Source organism: Litorivivens lipolytica (genome assembly GCF_014191715.1).
Classification (GTDB): Bacteria; Pseudomonadota; Gammaproteobacteria; order Pseudomonadales; family Spongiibacteraceae; genus Litorivivens; species Litorivivens lipolytica.
This window is the reverse complement of record NZ_JACHWY010000003.1, coordinates 616,440-633,331: the sequence shown is the minus strand read 5'-3', so window position 1 is coordinate 633,331 and position 16,892 is coordinate 616,440. Positions and strand designations below refer to the sequence as shown.

At 59.0% G+C, this 16,892-nt stretch carries 17 protein-coding genes; 5 read left to right on the top strand and 12 right to left on the bottom strand.

All coding sequences use genetic code 11. From position 1 onward, the window contains the following. Positions 1-1,062: an efflux RND transporter periplasmic adaptor subunit gene (locus FHR99_RS15130; RefSeq protein ID WP_183411543.1), complete on the bottom strand. Its 1,062-nt coding sequence runs from the start codon at positions 1,060-1,062 to the stop codon at positions 1-3. 279 nt (positions 1,063-1,341) lie between these two features. Next, complete coding sequence (gene argH / locus FHR99_RS15125) at positions 1,342-2,745, bottom strand: argininosuccinate lyase (RefSeq protein WP_183411542.1); 1,404 nt, start codon at positions 2,743-2,745, stop codon at positions 1,342-1,344. A 153-nt stretch (positions 2,746-2,898) separates the two neighbouring features. Between argH and FHR99_RS15120 the strand changes: the two genes are divergently transcribed. The 5 genes from FHR99_RS15120 to FHR99_RS15100 all read left to right on the top strand — a co-directional run bounded on the left by FHR99_RS15120 (position 2,899) and on the right by FHR99_RS15100 (position 8,924). Further along, positions 2,899-4,569: a hypothetical protein gene (locus tag FHR99_RS15120; RefSeq protein WP_246386965.1), complete on the top strand. Its 1,671-nt coding sequence runs from the start codon at positions 2,899-2,901 to the stop codon at positions 4,567-4,569. 156 nt (positions 4,570-4,725) lie between these two features. After that, a complete protein-coding gene (hemC, locus tag FHR99_RS15115; RefSeq protein ID WP_246386963.1) occupies positions 4,726-5,661 on the top strand; it encodes a hydroxymethylbilane synthase in 936 nt (311 codons plus the stop codon). After that, positions 5,642-6,442 (top strand): uroporphyrinogen-III synthase, encoded by an 801-nt coding sequence (locus FHR99_RS15110; RefSeq protein WP_183411540.1) that lies wholly within the window; start codon positions 5,642-5,644, stop codon positions 6,440-6,442. Before hemC ends, FHR99_RS15110 begins: the two co-directional genes overlap by 20 nt. Before the next feature lie 26 nt (positions 6,443-6,468). Next, complete coding sequence (locus tag FHR99_RS15105) at positions 6,469-7,704, top strand: uroporphyrinogen-III C-methyltransferase (RefSeq protein ID WP_183411539.1); 1,236 nt, start codon at positions 6,469-6,471, stop codon at positions 7,702-7,704. Next, entirely contained in the window at positions 7,701-8,924 is a 1,224-nt protein-coding gene (locus FHR99_RS15100) for a heme biosynthesis HemY N-terminal domain-containing protein (RefSeq protein WP_183411538.1), read from the top strand. The genes FHR99_RS15105 and FHR99_RS15100 overlap by 4 nt, the downstream gene beginning before the upstream one ends. 221 nt (positions 8,925-9,145) lie before the next feature. On the opposite strand, the gene FHR99_RS15095 is transcribed toward FHR99_RS15100, so the two are convergent. The 10 genes from FHR99_RS15095 to slmA all read right to left on the bottom strand — a co-directional run bounded on the left by FHR99_RS15095 (position 9,146) and on the right by slmA (position 16,886). Continuing rightward, positions 9,146-10,843: a TIGR03545 family protein gene (locus FHR99_RS15095; RefSeq protein WP_183411537.1), complete on the bottom strand. Its 1,698-nt coding sequence runs from the start codon at positions 10,841-10,843 to the stop codon at positions 9,146-9,148. Between the two features lie 27 nt (positions 10,844-10,870). Further along, a complete protein-coding gene (locus tag FHR99_RS15090) occupies positions 10,871-11,374 on the bottom strand; it encodes a TIGR03546 family protein (RefSeq protein ID WP_183411536.1) in 504 nt (167 codons plus the stop codon). A 40-nt stretch (positions 11,375-11,414) separates the two neighbouring features. After that, positions 11,415-11,987 (bottom strand): 2Fe-2S iron-sulfur cluster-binding protein, encoded by a 573-nt coding sequence (locus FHR99_RS15085; RefSeq protein ID WP_183411535.1) that lies wholly within the window; start codon positions 11,985-11,987, stop codon positions 11,415-11,417. Beyond that, the gene (gene rdgB, locus FHR99_RS15080; RefSeq protein WP_183411534.1) at positions 11,957-12,559 is read right to left on the bottom strand and encodes an RdgB/HAM1 family non-canonical purine NTP pyrophosphatase; all 603 of its coding nucleotides are present in this window, start codon (positions 12,557-12,559) and stop codon (positions 11,957-11,959) included. Before rdgB ends, FHR99_RS15085 begins: the two co-directional genes overlap by 31 nt. Next, entirely contained in the window at positions 12,559-12,993 is a 435-nt protein-coding gene (locus tag FHR99_RS15075) for a DUF4426 domain-containing protein (protein WP_221200508.1), read from the bottom strand. The genes rdgB and FHR99_RS15075 overlap by 1 nt, the downstream gene beginning before the upstream one ends. A 14-nt stretch (positions 12,994-13,007) precedes the next feature. Further along, the gene (gene metW, locus FHR99_RS15070; protein WP_183411533.1) at positions 13,008-13,598 is read right to left on the bottom strand and encodes a methionine biosynthesis protein MetW; all 591 of its coding nucleotides are present in this window, start codon (positions 13,596-13,598) and stop codon (positions 13,008-13,010) included. Beyond that, a complete protein-coding gene (metX, locus tag FHR99_RS15065) occupies positions 13,588-14,772 on the bottom strand; it encodes a homoserine O-succinyltransferase MetX (RefSeq protein ID WP_343067629.1) in 1,185 nt (394 codons plus the stop codon). Before metX ends, metW begins: the two co-directional genes overlap by 11 nt. Continuing rightward, positions 14,769-15,356, bottom strand: coding sequence for a YggT family protein (locus tag FHR99_RS15060; protein ID WP_183411532.1), 588 nt, complete (start codon positions 15,354-15,356; stop codon positions 14,769-14,771). The genes metX and FHR99_RS15060 overlap by 4 nt, the downstream gene beginning before the upstream one ends. Positions 15,357-15,367: 11 nt before the next feature. After that, positions 15,368-16,189, bottom strand: coding sequence for a pyrroline-5-carboxylate reductase (proC, locus tag FHR99_RS15055; protein ID WP_183411531.1), 822 nt, complete (start codon positions 16,187-16,189; stop codon positions 15,368-15,370). A gap of 76 nt (positions 16,190-16,265) precedes the next feature. Next, the gene (gene slmA / locus FHR99_RS15050; RefSeq protein WP_183411530.1) at positions 16,266-16,886 is read right to left on the bottom strand and encodes a nucleoid occlusion factor SlmA; all 621 of its coding nucleotides are present in this window, start codon (positions 16,884-16,886) and stop codon (positions 16,266-16,268) included. Positions 16,887-16,892 lie beyond the last annotated feature (6 nt).

Genomic DNA, 16,892 nt, shown 5'->3' with positions numbered 1-16,892 from the left:
TCAGCTAGCCTCGCCGGCGGCGACTTTTTCCAGTTCCGGCGCGGTGACTTTCAGGCCCTCGCGCAGACGCGGAAAGTTGGCGCGCACAATTGTCTCACCGGCGGTGATGCCGCTAATCACTTCCACCCAGCCGGGTTGGCGACTGCCAAGCTGCAGAATGCGGCGCTGAAGAGTGTTGTCGTCGGCGACCACCCACACACTGTGTTGTTTTTCGCGGGTGACAATAGCCGCTTCCGGAATCAGCAGTGCCGTGCGCGGATTGCGCAGCAGCTCTATAGTCATCAGCATGCCCGGCTTAAGCCGGCCATCGCTGTTATCAAATTCGGCGCGGGCGCGGATGGAGCGGTCGGTGGTATTGACGCGACTGTCGATGACCGTCACCTTGCCGCTGAAAGGCTCATCATAGGACGCGGTTTTTGCGCGCAATTCCAGCCCCGTTTTCAGGGTGCCGAGCAAGGCAGCCGGCACGCTGAATTCCAGTTTCATGGGGTCGACATCGTCGAGAGTGGTAATGGCGGTGCCGGGCGTAAGCAATGCACCGGGGCTGACCAGTCTGAGACCCAGCACACCGGCGAAAGGCGCGGTGATGCGACGATCCGCGATACGGGCTTCCAGCTCATCAATTTTAAAGCGGGCTTTCTGCAATGCCGTGCGGCGTGTATCGAGTTCGGTCTGCGCCGCCGACATGGTTTTAACCAGCCCTTCCAGACGGCGCACTTCCCGCTGCTGCTCGGCCAAATCAGCTTTAGCCGCCGCCAGCTGGGCCTGTTCTTCGGCCTGCTCCAGCGTGACCAGCAACTGGCCTTTTTCCACTTGCTGACCTTCTTTGAAGTGAATGGCTTCGATGGTATCGGAGGCATTGGCGGTAATAGTGACGGATTCGTTGCCGCGCAGGCTGCCGAGGGCTTCGACGCGATCAGAAAATTCGCGCGCCTCAACCGTGTAGACGCTGACCGAAACCACCGGCGCGGACATCCCTTGCGATTTAGACGGTTCCTGCGATTGCCACCACAAACCGCCCGCCAATGCGGCGACCAGTAGCAAGCCGAATACGTACTTCATGAATTACCCCGGAGATGGTTTGTTCTGGTTTAGCAGGGGGTGTCATGCCTCGACACTCCTGTCATTGCGAGTGCTTTTCGCGAAGCAATCTCTTTCTGCTCACTGCCAACCCCACCAGATTGCCGCGTCGCTGCGCTTCTTAGCATGCCCCGCGAAGCGCTTTGGGTACGCAATGACAGGTGCGCTGTAGGAACCCGTCATTGCGAGCGCTTTTCGCGAAGCAATCTCCGACCGATGGCAGCGTACCACCTACTCAACCTTCGACGGCACAACCGAGAATTAGTTTCGCTCTGCCAGAACCTTTAAACCACGCGCCGCCGCAGCTTTCACCTGTGCAGGCGCGGTGCCGCCGACGTGGTCACGGGCATTCACCGAGCCTTCAAGCGTCAGTACGTCAAACACGTCCTGCTCGATGGTATCGCTGAATTGTTTCAGCTCGTCGAGGGTCATTTCCGACAGGTCTTTTTTGCTCTCAATACCGTAGGCTACCGACTTGCCGACGATTTCGTGGGCATCGCGGAAAGGTACGCCCTTGCGCACCAGATAATCCGCCAGATCAGTGGCGGTGGAGAAACCGCGCATGGCGGCTTCGCGCATCACGTCGGCGTTAGCCGTAATGGCAGGCACCATATCGGCGTAGGATTTCAGGCAATCGCGCAGAGTGTCGATGGTATCGAACAGAGGCTCTTTGTCTTCCTGATTGTCCTTGTTGTAGGCCAGCGGCTGGGACTTCATCAGCGTCAACAAACTGATCAGGTGACCGTTTACGCGACCGGTTTTGCCGCGCACCAGTTCCGGCACGTCCGGGTTTTTCTTCTGCGGCATGATGCTGGAGCCGGTGCAGAAACGGTCGGGCAGATTGATGAAGTTGAATTGGGCCGAGGTCCACAACACCAGCTCTTCGCTGAAGCGCGACAGGTGGGTCATGATCAGCGCGGCGGCGGCGGTAAATTCGATGGCGAAGTCGCGATCGCTTACGGAATCCAGCGAGTTTTCAGTCGGGCCTTCGAAACCCAACAGTTGCGCGGTCATTTCGCGATCAATTGGGTAGGTGGTACCGGCCAGCGCCGCAGCGCCCAGTGGCGAGCGGTTTACCCGCTTGCGGCAATCCATCAGCCGCTCGTAGTCGCGGCCCAGCATCGCATTCCAGGCTAACAGGTGATGACCGAAGGTCACCGGCTGGGCGGTTTGCAGATGGGTAAAGCCAGGCATGATAGTGTCGGCTTCGCGCGCCGCCAGTTCGCACAGGCCCTGTTGCAGACGGGTCAGTTCAGCGGCAATGCTGTCGATCTCATCGCGCAAATACAAACGGATATCGGTCGCCACCTGATCGTTGCGCGAGCGACCGGTGTGCAGTTTTTTGCCGGTAATACCGATGCGCTCGGTCAGGCGCGCTTCGATATTCATGTGCACGTCTTCCAGACTCACCGACCAGTTGAATTCACCGCGCTCGATCTCGCCGCGAATGGCTTCCAGACCTTCACTGATCTGGGTGTATTCCTCGTCGGTCAGCACGCCGACCTTGGCCAGCATCTGGGCGTGGGCCAGCGAGCCGTTGATGTCGTGGTGGTAGAGGCGCTGATCAAAACCCACGGACGCGGTAAAGCGCTCCACAAATTGATCGGTGGGCTCGGAAAAACGTCCGCCCCAGGGCTTGATATCGGAGGAAGTCGTGTCATTCATAAAATAAGTTGCGCCGATGTAGTGGGAGCCCTGCCGGGCCTGTGCTGATGTAAGGCGCGCAGTATACCAAAGCCCCCCACGCTCTGCCGCCTTCATCAAAGCGTCACACTCCAGCGCCATACTCCGCAGCCAGCTGCAACAAGGAATAAGATTATGACGACCATGGAGACTGCGTCCCCCCGCGCCCAGCTAGTCGAAGGGCTCTGGCAACTGAAACAGCTGTGTGAAGAACAGGACAAACAGGGCCTCGGCCAGCTTCACTTCAATACCCTGCTGAAAGACCCGGATTACCGGCTCGAATTTATCCGCCGCGCCACCGGCAGTCGCCACCCGAAAATCCGCGAGATGGCCAAGGAACTGCTCGGCGCCGACCGTCACGACGTGCTGATCTCTCGCGACAATACGGTGGCGACGCGGCGCAGCCTGAATGCGGATGCGCAAGCCAGCCAGCATCAACCCCACCAGAGCCAACAGGGCTTTGTCGGCGTGGACAAGCCCTCCCAGCGACAAGTGCTGATTCCAAGCGTTTTAACCCTGCTGTTTATCATCGCCGCTGCCACAACCTGGCTGCTGCGGGATTCATTGGGTTTAAGCAGTTCGCGGGTATTGGTGAGTGGTTCGCTGTTTGGCGAGCAGCGCTGGACCGCCGACAAGCAATGGATTCTGGAAGACATCGTTTACCTCGAGGCCGGCGGCCGGCTGGTCATTGACCCGGGCACGCAGGTACTGGGCAAGAATGGTTCGGCCCTCGTGATAACCCGCGACGCCACCCTCCACGCCCGCGGCACTCAGGCAGAGCCCATCGTATTCACCAGCGCCAATCCCGTTGGTGCGCGCAAAGCCGGTGACTGGGGCGGGCTGGTGATGCTCGGCAACGCGCCGGTGAATGTGGCCGACGCCCGCATTGAAGGCGTGCCCGCCAATGACTCGCGCGCGGCCTTCGGCGGCAATGATCCGGCCGCCAACTGCGGCGTGCTCGAATATGCCCGCATCGAATTTGCCGGTTTTGAGGCCTACGCCAACAATGAGCTGAACGGCCTGACTCTGGGTGGCTGCGGCAGCAACAGCATTGTGCGCCATGTGCAGGTTCATCAGGCGCTGGATGACGGGGTTGAAGTCTTTGGCGGCAACGTCGATCTGAAACACATTCTGATCACCGGCGCCGGCGACGATTCACTGGACTGGGACTTGGGCTGGCGGGGCCGGGTGCAGTTTCTGGTGGTACAGCAATACCCCGGCGTCGGCGACAACGCCTTCGAGGGCGACAACAACGGCGATAACCACAGCGCAACGCCGCGTTCCGAGCCGGTGTTTCACAACGTGACCCTGATCAGTTCCGGTGACGCCGAGAAATACCAACGCGCCATGACCCTGCGCGAGGGTACCGGCGGCCACTTCAACAACATGCTGATACAGGGCTTTTCCGGTGAGCTTATCGACCTGCGTGATCTGGAGACTGTGCGCGGCATCGGCCAGACCCTGACCTTCTCCGGTCTGCTGGTGGAAAATATCGGCGCCGACGGCAAAGCCTATTTTGCCAACGAAAGCAGCACCGACAAGGACGACGACAGCGGCTTCAGCGAAGCCCGCTATTTCGCCTCGCTCGAGGATGTGCACTTGGGCACCAATGTCGGCCTGACCAGCAGCGCCGCCCGTCGCGATACCCCGGACTACATTCCCCTGCTGCGCAGCCTCGCGCAGGAGCCCAAGTTGAACAGCCCGGAAGGCGAATTCTGGGATGAGGCCGCCAACTACCACGGCGCCATGCGTCCGGGCAGCAAGCAGGCTTGGACCCATGGCTGGACCGCCTTCCCCGACGCCTGAGCGCCTTACCTCAGGTCTGCCTGCTGGCGGCAGACCTGATTCCCCTCAATCCTGACCTTGTGAGCCATTCTGGCGCCGCAATCACTTGCGATGGCGCAGGGTACCCGTATCATAGTGGCCCCGCAGTCACACTCACGAATCAACACGAGGCCCGCCTTGACCCGCACTGTTCGCATCGCCACCCGAGAAAGTCTGCTCGCCCTCTGGCAGGCCGAATTCATCAAGGCTGAGCTGGAGAAACACCACGCCGGTATACAGGTGGAACTGGTCGGCATGACCACCCGCGGCGACCAGCTGCTGGATTCGCCCCTCTCCAAAATCGGTGGCAAGGCCCTGTTTGTGAAAGAACTGGAACAGGCCATGCTCGACGGCCGCGCCGATATGGCCGTGCACTCGATGAAAGATGTGCCCATGCATTTCCCCGAGGGATTGGAGCTGGCGGTCATCTGCGAGCGCGAAGACCCGCGCGATGCCTTTGTCAGCAACCGCTTCGCCAATGTCGACGAACTGCCTCAGGGCGCGGTGGTGGGCACCTCCAGCCTGCGCCGGGAATGCCAGATCCGCGCCCAGCGCCCGGACCTCATCGTGCGCAGCCTGCGCGGCAATGTACAAACCCGTCTGCGCAAGCTCGACGAGGGCGAATTTGATGCCATTGTTCTGGCTGCCGCCGGTTTGCTGCGATTGGAGTTGAACGAACGAATCGCCAGTTTTCTGGAACCGGAACAATCCCTGCCCGCCGTCGGTCAGGGCGCGGTCGGCGTGGAAGTGCGCAGCGACGACAGCGAACTGAAACAACTGTTGGCGCCCTTAAGCCATCAGGACACCGAACTGCGGGTGCGTGCCGAGCGCGCCATGAATAATCGTCTCGAAGGCGGCTGTCAGGTACCCATTGCCGGTTACGCCCTGCTCGAAGGCGAACAACTGTGGTTGCGCGGACTGGTCGGTTCACCCGATGGCAGCACGGTGCTCGAAGCCGAAGCCCGCGGCAGCGCGGCTGATCCCGAAGCGCTCGGTCGCGCCGTGGCGGAAGCCCTGCTCAATCAAGGTGCCGGCGATATTCTGGCGGCGGTCTATGGCACCGGGTCACGCTGACCACAGCTTGAAAGACTGGCGGGTTCTGGTTACTCGGCCTGCCAGCCGCGCCGACTCCCTGTTGGACGCACTGCAACGTCGCGGCGCCCGGACCCTGCACGTTCCTCTTCTGACAATCGACGCCCTCACCGGTGCGGATCTAGAACCGGCTCGCCAGCGCGTATTGGAGCTGGATCGCTATGACGCGCTGATTTTTATCAGTGTGAATGCGGTAGAACACGGCGCCGAATTAATCGAATCCCTGTGGCCCCAGTGGCCGGCGCGACAACGCTGCTTTGCCATCGGTGCCGCCACCGCGGGCGCCCTGCACGCACGCGGTTTGCGGGTTGAAGGCGGTGATGACCTGTCGGCCGGTGCGATGAATAGTGAAGCCCTGTTGGCGCATCCGGCGTTGCAGACGCTAGAACACCAAAAGATTGCCATCGTGCGCGGCGCAGGCGGCCGCGAAACGCTGGCCGACACACTGACCGCACGCGGCGCGCAAGTAGACTATATTGAGTGCTACCGGCGCAGCCCGCCAACTGTAGAGCCTAAGCATTTTTTGCAGCAACTGCAGGAAGCTGACATCAATGCGACCATCATCAACAGCGGCGAAAGTTTGGAAAACCTGACGACACTCCTTCCTGAGCAACACCCGCTGTTCAATAAACCGGTAATAGTACCGAGTGAGCGAGTCGCTGCTATAGCAGCAAAACTGGGCTATGCTAAAGCCATTCCCGCGCGCAATGCCGGAACAGACGCTACCGTGGCCGCACTGGAAGCTGTTCCCGCGCCATCATAAACCCGTTGTAAATAAGGGGAGACTGCATGTCGGACACCGACAAGCCCGAGCAGCCATCTAGCGGCGCTGATAATGACGCGCCCGAGACAGCACCGCCTGTCCTGACCGAAAAACAGAGCGCACCCGAAACGACGCCAAAGGCCAAGCCTGAAAATCGTCGCGGCGGCGGCTTCACGCTGTTCATTGCCCTGCTCGCCTTCCTGCTGAGCGGCGCCAGTGCCGGCTGGCTAGGCTATCAGTTCTGGCTGGAACAACAGGCATCTCAAGAGGTGCGTGAAGCCGCGCCCTGGCGCGACGATCTCGAAGCGGCTGGCGCAAGCTGGCAGTCCGAGGCGCGCAAGGCCCAGCGCCAGTCACTGAGTGAACTGCGCGAACAACTCAATGAGCAGGACAGCGAACTCCGCGAAATGCTCAAGCGTCAGCAGCTGTCCGCGGAAAATGCCCGCCAACTGCAAAATCAGCGCGTGACCAGTCTGCGCACCGCACTGGATGAACAGCAATCTCGCCTCAGCGAACTGGCCCGTCTTAACCGCGACGATTGGGTGCTCGCCGAAGCCGACTATCTATTGCGACTCGCGCGTCAGCAGGTGCGCTTTGGCGGCGATCTAAACAGCGCCGAAAGTCTGGCCCGGGAAGCCCAGAAGCACCTGCAAATGGTCGCCGACCCGAAAGTACAGGACGTACTCGAAATTCTCGGCCGCGAGCTGACTGCCCTCAGTGAAGCGGCGGCGTTTTCGGTGGAAGATCATTACGACCGACTGTTAGCGGTAAGCGAGCAAGCCCGGCAGCTGCAGCCACTGGCCGACCATAAAGTTGAGATAGAGGAAGTGGCGGCCGCTGAAGAAACACCTCCGCCGCTGGCCTGGGAAACCCTGTGGGATCACATCAAGTTTGTCTCCGGCCGCGCCCTCGACAAACTGGATTCCTATATCAAGGTCAGCGACCGGGATGCCCGCTACCAGAGCGCCGTTATTGCCGGCGGTCAGCGCGAACTGTTCCAGCACAATCTGGAACTAATGCTGGAGCAGGCTCGCTGGGCACTGGTCAGCGGCAATCAGGCACTGTACGAAAAAGCACTTCAGCGCAGCAGCGACTGGGTGCGCCGCTATTACCGCGATGAAGACGCCGAACAGGCCCTGCTGGCAGCGCTAGACGAGCTGGCGAAACAACGCGTGCGACCGGAAGCGCCGCCGCTGCAATCCAGTATCAACGCCATCACCCTGTACATGGATGAACGTCAACACGCGGGGGCTGCCAAGTGATTCGCTACTTCCTGATCAGTCTTGGCGTGCTGGCCGGCGCGGCATCGCTCGGGGTACTGATTCAACGCGACCCGGGCTATATGCTGGTTGCCATTGGCAGCGTGGCCATCGAAACCTCTTTCTGGGTGGCGTTGGCCCTGTTTCTGGTGCTGCTCGCTGTCGGTCATTTTCTGCTGCGCCTCAGTCAGGGCAGCCTGAAAAGCACCAGCCGCTTCAGCCGCTACCTGGCCCAACGCCGTGAAAAACGCAGCCATCGCGAGAGCACCGACGGTCTGATTGCCTTGGTTGAAGGCAATTACCAAAAGGCTCGCCAGCTGCTCACCCGCCATATCGACGATCTCGACGAGCCCCTGCTTAATTACCTCGGTGCCGCCTATGCCAGCAATGCCCTCGGCGAAGTGCGGGAGGCCAACGCCCTGTTGGCCAAGGCCGAGCGCGAAACCCAGGGCGCCCGGGTCGCGATTGAATTGGTTCAGGCCCGGCTGCTGCTGCAGAACGGCCGACTGGAAGAGAGCCATGCCAGTCTGACCCGCGCCCAGCGCAATGTGGCCAAGCACCCGGCGGTGCTGCGTCTGCTGAAGTCCGTCTACGAGGGTTTGGAAGATTGGGAATCCCTGCTGGCCTTGCTGCCGGATCTGAAAAAGAATCGTCTGGTACAGCCGGAAGAACTGACCGCCCTGCAACGCAAGGCCGCCCTCGGCCAATTGCTCAAGCTGGGTGAATCCAGTAAGGCCGATGGCGAACAGTTGCGTCAGTGCTGGCAGAAACTGCCGAAGGAATTGCGCAGCGACGCCACCGTGGTCGAGCAGTACGTAAACTTGCTGGTTGAGCAAAATGAAACCGGACTGGCCGAAGAAACCTTGCGCAAGCATCTGCGCAAAGACTGGCGCCGGGAGCTGGTCGCACTGTACGGCCAAATTGCTGCGCCGGAGCCTGACAAGCAATTACTGACCGCAGAATCCTGGCTGCCCGATCGCACCAATGATGCCACCCTGCTGCTGGCACTGGGCCGCCTGAGCCTGCGCAATGAGTTGTGGGGCAAGGCGCGGGAATACCTCGAAAGCAGTCACCGCTTTGATCCCGGCCCTGACGTCTGTGCGGAACTGGGACGCCTGCTGGCCTATCTCGGTGAGCATGAACGCAGCAGCGCGTTTTTTCAGGAAGGTCTGCAGAAAAGCAGTCGCGCTATTCCCATGAAGTTTCCGACCAAGGTGGGTTAATACGAGAGGCCATTATGAGATCGCCACGTCACTGCGTTCCTCGCGATGACGGAGAACACCGTACGAGACGGTGGCGTAGCTTGCTTTTGATTGCGAAAAAGACGTCATTGCGAGCACCGCGAAGCAATCTCCACCAGCGTGTGCCTGATTCAAGAGATTGCTTCGCAGTGCTTAGCATGCCCCACGAAGTGCTTCGGGTACGTAATAACGGCGTAGATGAATTAACGAAGATCCTTCAACAAAGCCTTTAGCGCATTGCGCTTCTCTTCCAGCTGACCCTTGTAGTCATCGAGAAAACCACCCTTGCCTTCCAGCTTGGCGGTACTGCCCGACAGGGACTCACTGAGCTTCGACTGCAGTTCTGCCTTGTGCTCAGCTACCTTCGCTTTCAGCTCGGCGCCGAGCACGTCTCCAATTAACTTATCCAGACTCGACTTCAGTTTCAGGCTCGGATCTTCCGGGTTGCCTGAAATCGCCATCTTCAGGTCAAACTGCTTGGCCGCGGTCAGTGCCTTGCGCAGCAGTTCAGCGGATGATGACTCGGCGGTTTCCGCCACCAGAAATTCCGCCTGTTTCACCAGAGAGTCGACGGTGGCATCAAGACCATTTTTACCCAGCGCAAAGCGGGTGCTGATATCGGCCACACCCTGCTGCAGGCTGATGGGCAATTTTGAATTGTCTGACAATTGAAGCGCCTGCAGGTCCAATTTGCGTAGATCAAAATCCAGCGAGTCGAGAGGGTCTGCACCGCGATGGTCGAACAAACCATTGAGGTTCAGGCTCGCCCCCTTATCACTGCCGCCACTCGCTTTTAGGGCCAGCGGTTTGCCCCAGATTTTCTGGGCGTTGCTGATATCGCTCAGCACCCCGTCAAAGCGAATGGTGTCGCCTGCCACCGGTACACTGCCATTGATGCTCGCGCGTTTGATCAGGAAATCCGGCAGTGGCTGGTCTTCAGCAAAACGAATGTACTCGCCGGTGCCACGCTGACGCTTGGCCTCTTCTTCGCTTTGCAGCGGGTCATTCTCGCTGAGCTGACTGGCAGCGGTTTGATAGAGTGACAGGCCCTGCTGCACCATCTGATAAGCCTCGTCGCCCACAATGTGGCGGATCATGCCTTCAAAACCCTGATCCAGACCGACGCTGGCCAACAGTCGATCCGCCTCGCGCTTGGGCAGGGTTTTGGCGCGCTCGGTCAGCGCAGCAATGCGCTCGCGATCGGTTTTGATCTGCTCGTCCAGCTCGCGCAAGGCGTCGAGATCGTCGTCGATTTCATCGCGCAATTCTTTGGTACCCTTGATGCGAACAAGGGCATTCTGATCTTCCAGTTCCTCCCAGCGACGACGGTATTCTGCGAGCTTCTCCTGACTCGGTAGCTGGGCAATGCGCTGTTCCCAGCCGCGCTGAATGTCATCCACCTCCGCTTTCATGGCATCGACTTCCGCCTGCAGACGGGATTTTTCCTCGGCGACCATTTGATCGACATCGGGCAGATTCAGTTTCGAGGTCAGATCGAGATCGGCACCTTCTTCACCCTCTTTTTTGCTGAAGCTGAACAGACGACCGTCGATGGCACCGCTGCTGTCGCGCTCGGTGTAAAGATTCAATCCATCAATCGTCGCTTCGTCGGAAATAAACTGCCTGCGCAGCAGCATCAGCAGGTCAACCTGGCTGTGAATGCGCTCTGCTTCAAACAGGTTCTGCATGGGTTTATCGGGGTTGGTCACCTGCAAGCGGTTCAGGGTGAGCGTACCATCGCTGAGTGACAGCTCGGCGCTGTCCAGTTCAACCTTCGCGCCTACCGCCTGGGTACCGGCAAATTCAATGCTGCTTTCAATCACCCAGTCGATGCAGAGTATCCAGAGGGCGGCCACAACCGCGAACACACCCAGACCCCACCAGCGAATCCATTCCTTCATCGTGATTCTCCGTTTACCTTGCGTGTGTTAGTTGAGGGCGCTGTAGAGTTCAAATAAACGCGTGCTTTTTACAAACAACATCAATCGCGTTTCGGCGAGACGCGCGCGAATTTTTTCGCGGTAGCGCGTGATGGTCCAGATCACCGCCCAGTAAATCGGCAGCGCCAGAATCAGGCTGAGACAGAAACTACCCATCACCAGCGTGTTGTTGTAGGCCATAAAACGCCAGAAAGACGACTGGTACATAGCGGTCCACACGCCGTTCATGGATTCTGACTGCAGAACGGTTGCGCCGAGCTGGGCACTGAGCGGATCGAGTGCGTAGGCCAGCCCGGAAAACAGCACAAAACCGAGAATGAAAAAACTCAGGTTGACGCGGATCACCAGCACCAACAGCAAGATCAGCAAATTGTGCGGTGAGGCCAGCGGCGTCAGCCCCATGATCAGGGCAAACACAATGGCCAGCGCAACCTGCGCAGGGTTGTCGTCGGAATTAAGTACTTTGAGTAGTTTTGCGATCGCACTCAGCACGGTATGCCTCCTCTGCTACCGTTAAAAGCCGCGAGGGCCGTCAGTGAGTAATACTGAGCTCGTAGTGTATCAAGGATTGTTGCAGTTCTCGCGCGGTGCTGGCGGTGAGATTTCGCAATAGCGTGTGAGCGCCTTCACGCAATTGGTAACGTCCATTTGTGGCGCTTTCCACGTTGATCACGGTGATCATCGAATGTGGCGTGGTGTCCTGACAGGCGAGTCGCAGTACACGGCCCTCGCGCCGAATCAGGGCTGCATTTTGAATACCCGCTTCGCTGCATACCAGCCACTGATCTCCCTCTGCGGTGATACGGCCGGCTGGCAGGCGCAACACCAGCTCCCCGGTGCGCGCTTCAATCAGCTGACAGCGATAGCGCCGCCAGTGCGCAACAAATGGCAGGGTAAGTGCGACATCCGCTTCAGCGTAAGTGGTACAGAGCGGAATCTGATCGCCGCTATCGCTGCGGGCGAAGCAGCGCCCGCAGTTGCCGTTGCTGCACGCTACCGGAACGCGACAGCCGGCATCCTGTAATTGGCGCAACAAGGTATGGTCAGTGCGGCCGGGAAAGGAGCGACCGTCACTCAGGTGGATACGGAAGGAGCGGTGCGCCATTGGCTAAGAAATTCGCGCAGGGCCAAACCGCGATGGCTATTGCGGTTTTTCACCTCCGGGGTGAGTTCCGCCGAGCAGCAGTCGAGCTCCGGCACAAAAAACAGGGGGTCGTAACCAAAGCCGTTTTCACCGCGCGGTGCATCGAGAATTTCACCGCGCCACAATCCCTGACAGATCAGAGGCAGCGGATCGTCTGCATGGCGCACATAGGCCAGCACGCACACAAAGGTCGCGCCGCGCTCGGTTTTACCGGCTAATGCGTCGAGCAACTTGGCGTTATTTTTTTCATCGTTGGCGCCTTCGCCACTGTAGCGGGCGGAGTAAATACCAGGCTGACCACCGAGCGCGTCCACACACAAACCTGAATCATCCGCCAACGCCGGCAAGCCGGTTTCGCGACTGGCGTGGCGCGCTTTGATCAGGGCGTTTTCGACAAAGCTGAGGCCAGTCTCGTCGGCGTCGTCGATATTAAAATCAGTCTGCAACAGCAGCTCAAAGCCGGTATCGGCCAGGACCTGCTGCATTTCTTTTAACTTGCCGCGGTTACCGCTGGCGAGAACAACGCGAGACATTATTTCCCCGTGTACAGTTTTTTGTTGAACTGCAGTTTGTAGCTGCGCGCGCTGCTGTCCGGCTTGATCGACAGGGTAAAATCCAGCATCTCTTTATTATCCGCCGTAAACTGGGCGATGTAGTAAATAGCATCGCGCTCGTCGATCTCTTGGAAATCGAGCGACTTGCGGTGAATCAGATTAAACACCGTACCTGACACTTCTGATTTGCGCGCCACATCGCTGCCGTCAGCCTGCAGTTCACGCACACTGATATTCAGGATAAAACGATCATCGCCACGGGTAATGCCATAGGCTTTGGCAACGTCGGGCTTGAGAAAGGTGGTGTTGACGATGCTGTAGTGCACATCGTAGTTACCGAAACGCTGTTTTTGTTCCGCCTGTGCGGTACCCAGAAGGCACAGCGACAGCAGGATCGACAAAGCGACTCTCATAATTTCTCCCGGCATTATTTGCTGATGTGGTAGACCGCCGTGACCCCGAACAGGTTAGGCAGTTTTGACGCGATCAGACTCTCGCAGTCGGCCGCATTCACGACCGTGCGGTGCAGAATGCGAATGCCTTTTTCCTGACAGAGCTGCTCAAAATCGCGCACGGTACAGAAGTGAATATTCGGCGTGTCGTACCAGTTGTGAGGCAAAAACTTGGAGACCGGCATACGCCCGCGATAACCCAGATACAGACGGCCACGCCAGTAACCAAAGTTCGGGAAGGTCACGATGCACTCGCGACCTACACGCAACATTTCATCAATCACCAGATGCGGCGAGCGCAGGGTCTGCAAGGCCTGCGCCATGACCACCACATCAAAACTGTTGTCGCGGAATTTTTTCAGGCCGTAATCCAGATCGTGATCAATCACGCTGAGGCCTTTTTCAATGCACTCGCGAATATGGGCGTCGTTTATTTCCAGCCCTAGGCCATCGACATTGTGATGATCGCGCAAGTAGGCGAGCAAACTGCCGTCACCACAGCCGAGGTCGAGCACGCGGCTGTTGTCGTCAATCCATTCGGCGGCGAGGTTCAGATCAAAGCGCACGATTCACCTCCTCTTTCACCCGCAACATGTAAGCGCTGAAGGTTTTCAGGTAGCGCTCTATCGGCAGCAGGAAGGCGTCGTGACCGAAGTTGGCTTCGATCTCGGCGTAACAAACCGGTTTGCGGGCGGCAACCAAGGCATCGACGATTTCTCGCGAGCGCGACGGCGCAAAGCGCCAGTCACTGGTAAAGGACATAACGAGGAAACCACACTTGGCGTGCTGGAAGGCCTCAACCGGATCGTCGTTGTATTCACGGGCCAGATCAAAATAATCCAGCGCCTTGGTCATCAGCAAATAGGTGTTGGCATCAAAGCTGCGCGAAAACACATCGCCCTGATAACGCAGATAACTTTCCACCTGAAATTCGACCTTGTCGTCCTGGCCGATCTGAAAATTGCCGGACTTGATTTCACGGCCGAACTTTTCACCCATGCCATCTTCCGACAAATAGGTCACGTGCCCGACCATACGCGCCAGCGCCAATCCAGACTTGGGAATGGTCTCGTGTTCGAGATAGCGACCGCCATGAAACTCCGGATCAGAGGTGATCGCCTGCCGCGCGATTTCGTTAAACGCAATATTCTGCGCGGTGAGACGCATGGCCGAAGCAATGACGATGCAGTGACGCACTTCGTCCGGGTGTTCCAGCGCCCAGCGCATGGCTTGCATACCGCCTAAACTGCCGCCAATCACCGCCGCCCACTGCTCAATACCGAACAGGGCCATCATCCGGCGCTGGGAGGCGACCCAATCCCGACAGCGCAAGGCTGGGAAATCCGGCCCCCAGGGTTTGCCTGTGGCGGGGTTGATGCTGGCCGGGCCGGTACTGCCGTGACAGCCGCCGAGGTTGTTAATGCTCAGCACAAAAAAGTGATTGGTATCGATGGGCTTGCCGGGGCCGATGCAGACTTCCCACCAACCCGGCTTTTTATCGTCTGCCGAGTGATAACCAGCCGCGTGATGATGACCGGACAGGGCGTGGCAAATCAGAATCGCGTTGCTTTTGGCCGCGTTCAGCTCGCCGTAGGTTTCGTAGACGATGTCGTATTCATCGAGCGAGCGACCACAGGCCAGCGTCAGAGAATCGCTGAAATGCTGGGTGCGCGGCTCGACGATGCCGACCGAATCCGGCGGCAATTCATCGCTGCGGTGGGGCGCGTAATCGTCTGTCACAGACCGAACACCAGCGCTGGGCTTAGGCCTGCGGATTGGGCCATGGCCTTGATCAGAATCTGCAGCACACTGATCGACAGAAATACGAGGATGGGCGACAGATCAATGCCACCCATCGGTGGAATCAGTTTGCGGAAGGGCTGCATTACCGGCTCGGTCAGCTGATACAAGAGCACCGCCGCCGGATGGTAGCTGCCGGGTGCGACCCAGCTCAGAATGATATTGATGATGATGGCGAAGAAATAAATATTCACCGTCAGCGCAATACAGCCGATCACCGACCAGCCCAACAGGGTCAGCACATCCGGCACACGCGCACCGAACAGCAGCAGGATGGCCAGCATGGCGATCATTTGTACCGCGAGCGCCAGCACAATAGAGGCCGAGTCGATCTTGCCCAGCGGCGGAACCACCTTGCGCAGGGGCAGCAACAGCGGATTGGTTGCCTTCACCATAAATTGGGAGATGGGGTTGTAGAAATCCGCCCGTGCCAGTTGCAGCAGCAGCCGCAGAATGACCACGCCCAGATACAGGCTGAACAGGGTTTGTACTAGCAGAAAACCGATTTCAGTCATGGGGCCCATGGTCGTGCTCCTCAGTCACCCAGTTCGCGGGACAGTTCAATGGATCGATCGCGGCAGGCGATCATGGCCTTGGCAAAAATGTCACGTAGCCCGCCCGCTTCCAGTGCAGCAATGGCTTTTTCGGTGGTGCCTTTGGGCGAAGTTACCCGGCGGCGCAGCTCATCCGGCTCCACGTCGCTGTTGATCGCCATGGTTGCCGCACCGAGCGCCGTTTGCAGCGTCAGGGCCTTGGCATCTTCCGCGCTCAGGCCCAGCTGTTCGCCGGCGGCCTGCATGGCTTCCATCACCAGGAAGAAATAGGCCGGGCCGCTGCCAGAGACTGCCGTAACCGCATCCAGTGCCGCTTCGTTATCAAACCAGCTTACGCTGCCAACGGCTTCCAGAATGGTCTGGGCCTGAGCGCACTGCTCGTCGCTGACCTGTGCATTGGCGTAGAGACCGGAGGCACCGGTACGCACCAGCGCCGGGGTGTTGGGCATGCAACGCACCAGCGCCAAATTGCCGCCCAGCCAGTTGCTCAGGGTTTCGGCCTCGATGCCGGCGGCGATGGAAATCACCAGCGGTTTTTTGGCTTGTACGGCGCTCGCCAGAGATTCCGCCACGCTTTTCATAATCTGGGGTTTGACCGCCATGACCACCACGTCGGCGTTGGCAACGGCCTCGGCGTTATCACTGGTGGTATTGACCGGCGCGACTGCGCGCAGGCGCTCAAGGCTTTCGGGGAAGGGATCGCTGGCCCACACGCGGCCGGCGTCAATGCCGCTGGCAACCAGACCACCAATAATACTGGAGGCCATATTGCCGCCGCCGATAAAGGCGATAGTAAAGCTCATTGCACCCTCACTCAGGCTGGAAAACAGCGGCGCAGTATAGCAGCCCGCGGATGACGGGGCATCCGGTGGGCTGTGATCAGGCGAACGATTCGGCGCCGGCCGAGGCGGGAACAGATTTGAAGAGTTGCTGGGCTAGCAACTGCCACTGCTCTTCCCAATACTCGGTTGGGCGGCGCTTGAATTCACTGCGCACATATTGGCAGATGCGACCTTCGGCGCTGGCCAGCAACAGGTTGGCGGCGGCGCTGACAGTAATGACCGGTCGCAGCCCTTCGCGCACTTCGGCGTCGCGCAGGATCTGCTTGAGCTGGGTTTCCAGCCGGTCGTAAAACTGCTGCACCCGGGCGCGTAGGCGGGCGGTTTCACCGGCCAGCGCATCGCCATTGAGAATGCGGGTGATACCGGGATTGCGCTCGGTAAACACCAGCAGCAGGCTCAACACCTTGTAGCAGCGTGACAGGGCCTGGCTGTCTTCTGTGGTGATGACCTGCACTCGCGAGAAAATCGATTCTTCAACAAATTCGATCAGGCCTTCAAACATTTTCGCCTTGCTGGGAAAGTGCCGGTACAGGGCCGCTTCCGACACACCAACTGCCTCAGCCAGTTTGGCCGTGGTAATCCGGTCACCCGGGTTGGCCTCCAGCATACGCGCCAGTGCTTCGAGAATTTCCTGCTTGCGTGAGGAACGCTTGGTCATGTCTTT

What these genes read in the sequence shown, in the direction of transcription:
- FHR99_RS15130 (WP_183411543.1), bottom strand. Translation starts at nt 1,062, where the DNA reads ATGAAGTACGTATTCGGCTTGCTACTGGTCGCCGCATTGGCGGGCGGT.
- argH (WP_183411542.1), bottom strand. Translation starts at nt 2,745, where the DNA reads ATGAATGACACGACTTCCTCCGATATCAAGCCCTGGGGCGGACGTTTT.
- FHR99_RS15120 (WP_246386965.1), top strand. Translation starts at nt 2,899, where the DNA reads ATGACGACCATGGAGACTGCGTCCCCCCGCGCCCAGCTAGTCGAAGGG.
- FHR99_RS15110 (WP_183411540.1), top strand. Translation starts at nt 5,642, where the DNA reads ATGGCACCGGGTCACGCTGACCACAGCTTGAAAGACTGGCGGGTTCTG.
- FHR99_RS15105 (WP_183411539.1), top strand. Translation starts at nt 6,469, where the DNA reads ATGTCGGACACCGACAAGCCCGAGCAGCCATCTAGCGGCGCTGATAAT.
- FHR99_RS15095 (WP_183411537.1), bottom strand. Translation starts at nt 10,843, where the DNA reads ATGAAGGAATGGATTCGCTGGTGGGGTCTGGGTGTGTTCGCGGTTGTG.
- FHR99_RS15085 (WP_183411535.1), bottom strand. Translation starts at nt 11,987, where the DNA reads ATGGCGCACCGCTCCTTCCGTATCCACCTGAGTGACGGTCGCTCCTTT.
- rdgB (WP_183411534.1), bottom strand. Translation starts at nt 12,559, where the DNA reads ATGTCTCGCGTTGTTCTCGCCAGCGGTAACCGCGGCAAGTTAAAAGAA.
- FHR99_RS15075 (WP_221200508.1), bottom strand. Translation starts at nt 12,993, where the DNA reads ATGAGAGTCGCTTTGTCGATCCTGCTGTCGCTGTGCCTTCTGGGTACC.
- FHR99_RS15060 (WP_183411532.1), bottom strand. Translation starts at nt 15,356, where the DNA reads ATGGGCCCCATGACTGAAATCGGTTTTCTGCTAGTACAAACCCTGTTC.
- proC (WP_183411531.1), bottom strand. Translation starts at nt 16,189, where the DNA reads ATGAGCTTTACTATCGCCTTTATCGGCGGCGGCAATATGGCCTCCAGT.
- slmA (WP_183411530.1), bottom strand. Translation starts at nt 16,886, where the DNA reads ATGACCAAGCGTTCCTCACGCAAGCAGGAAATTCTCGAAGCACTGGCG.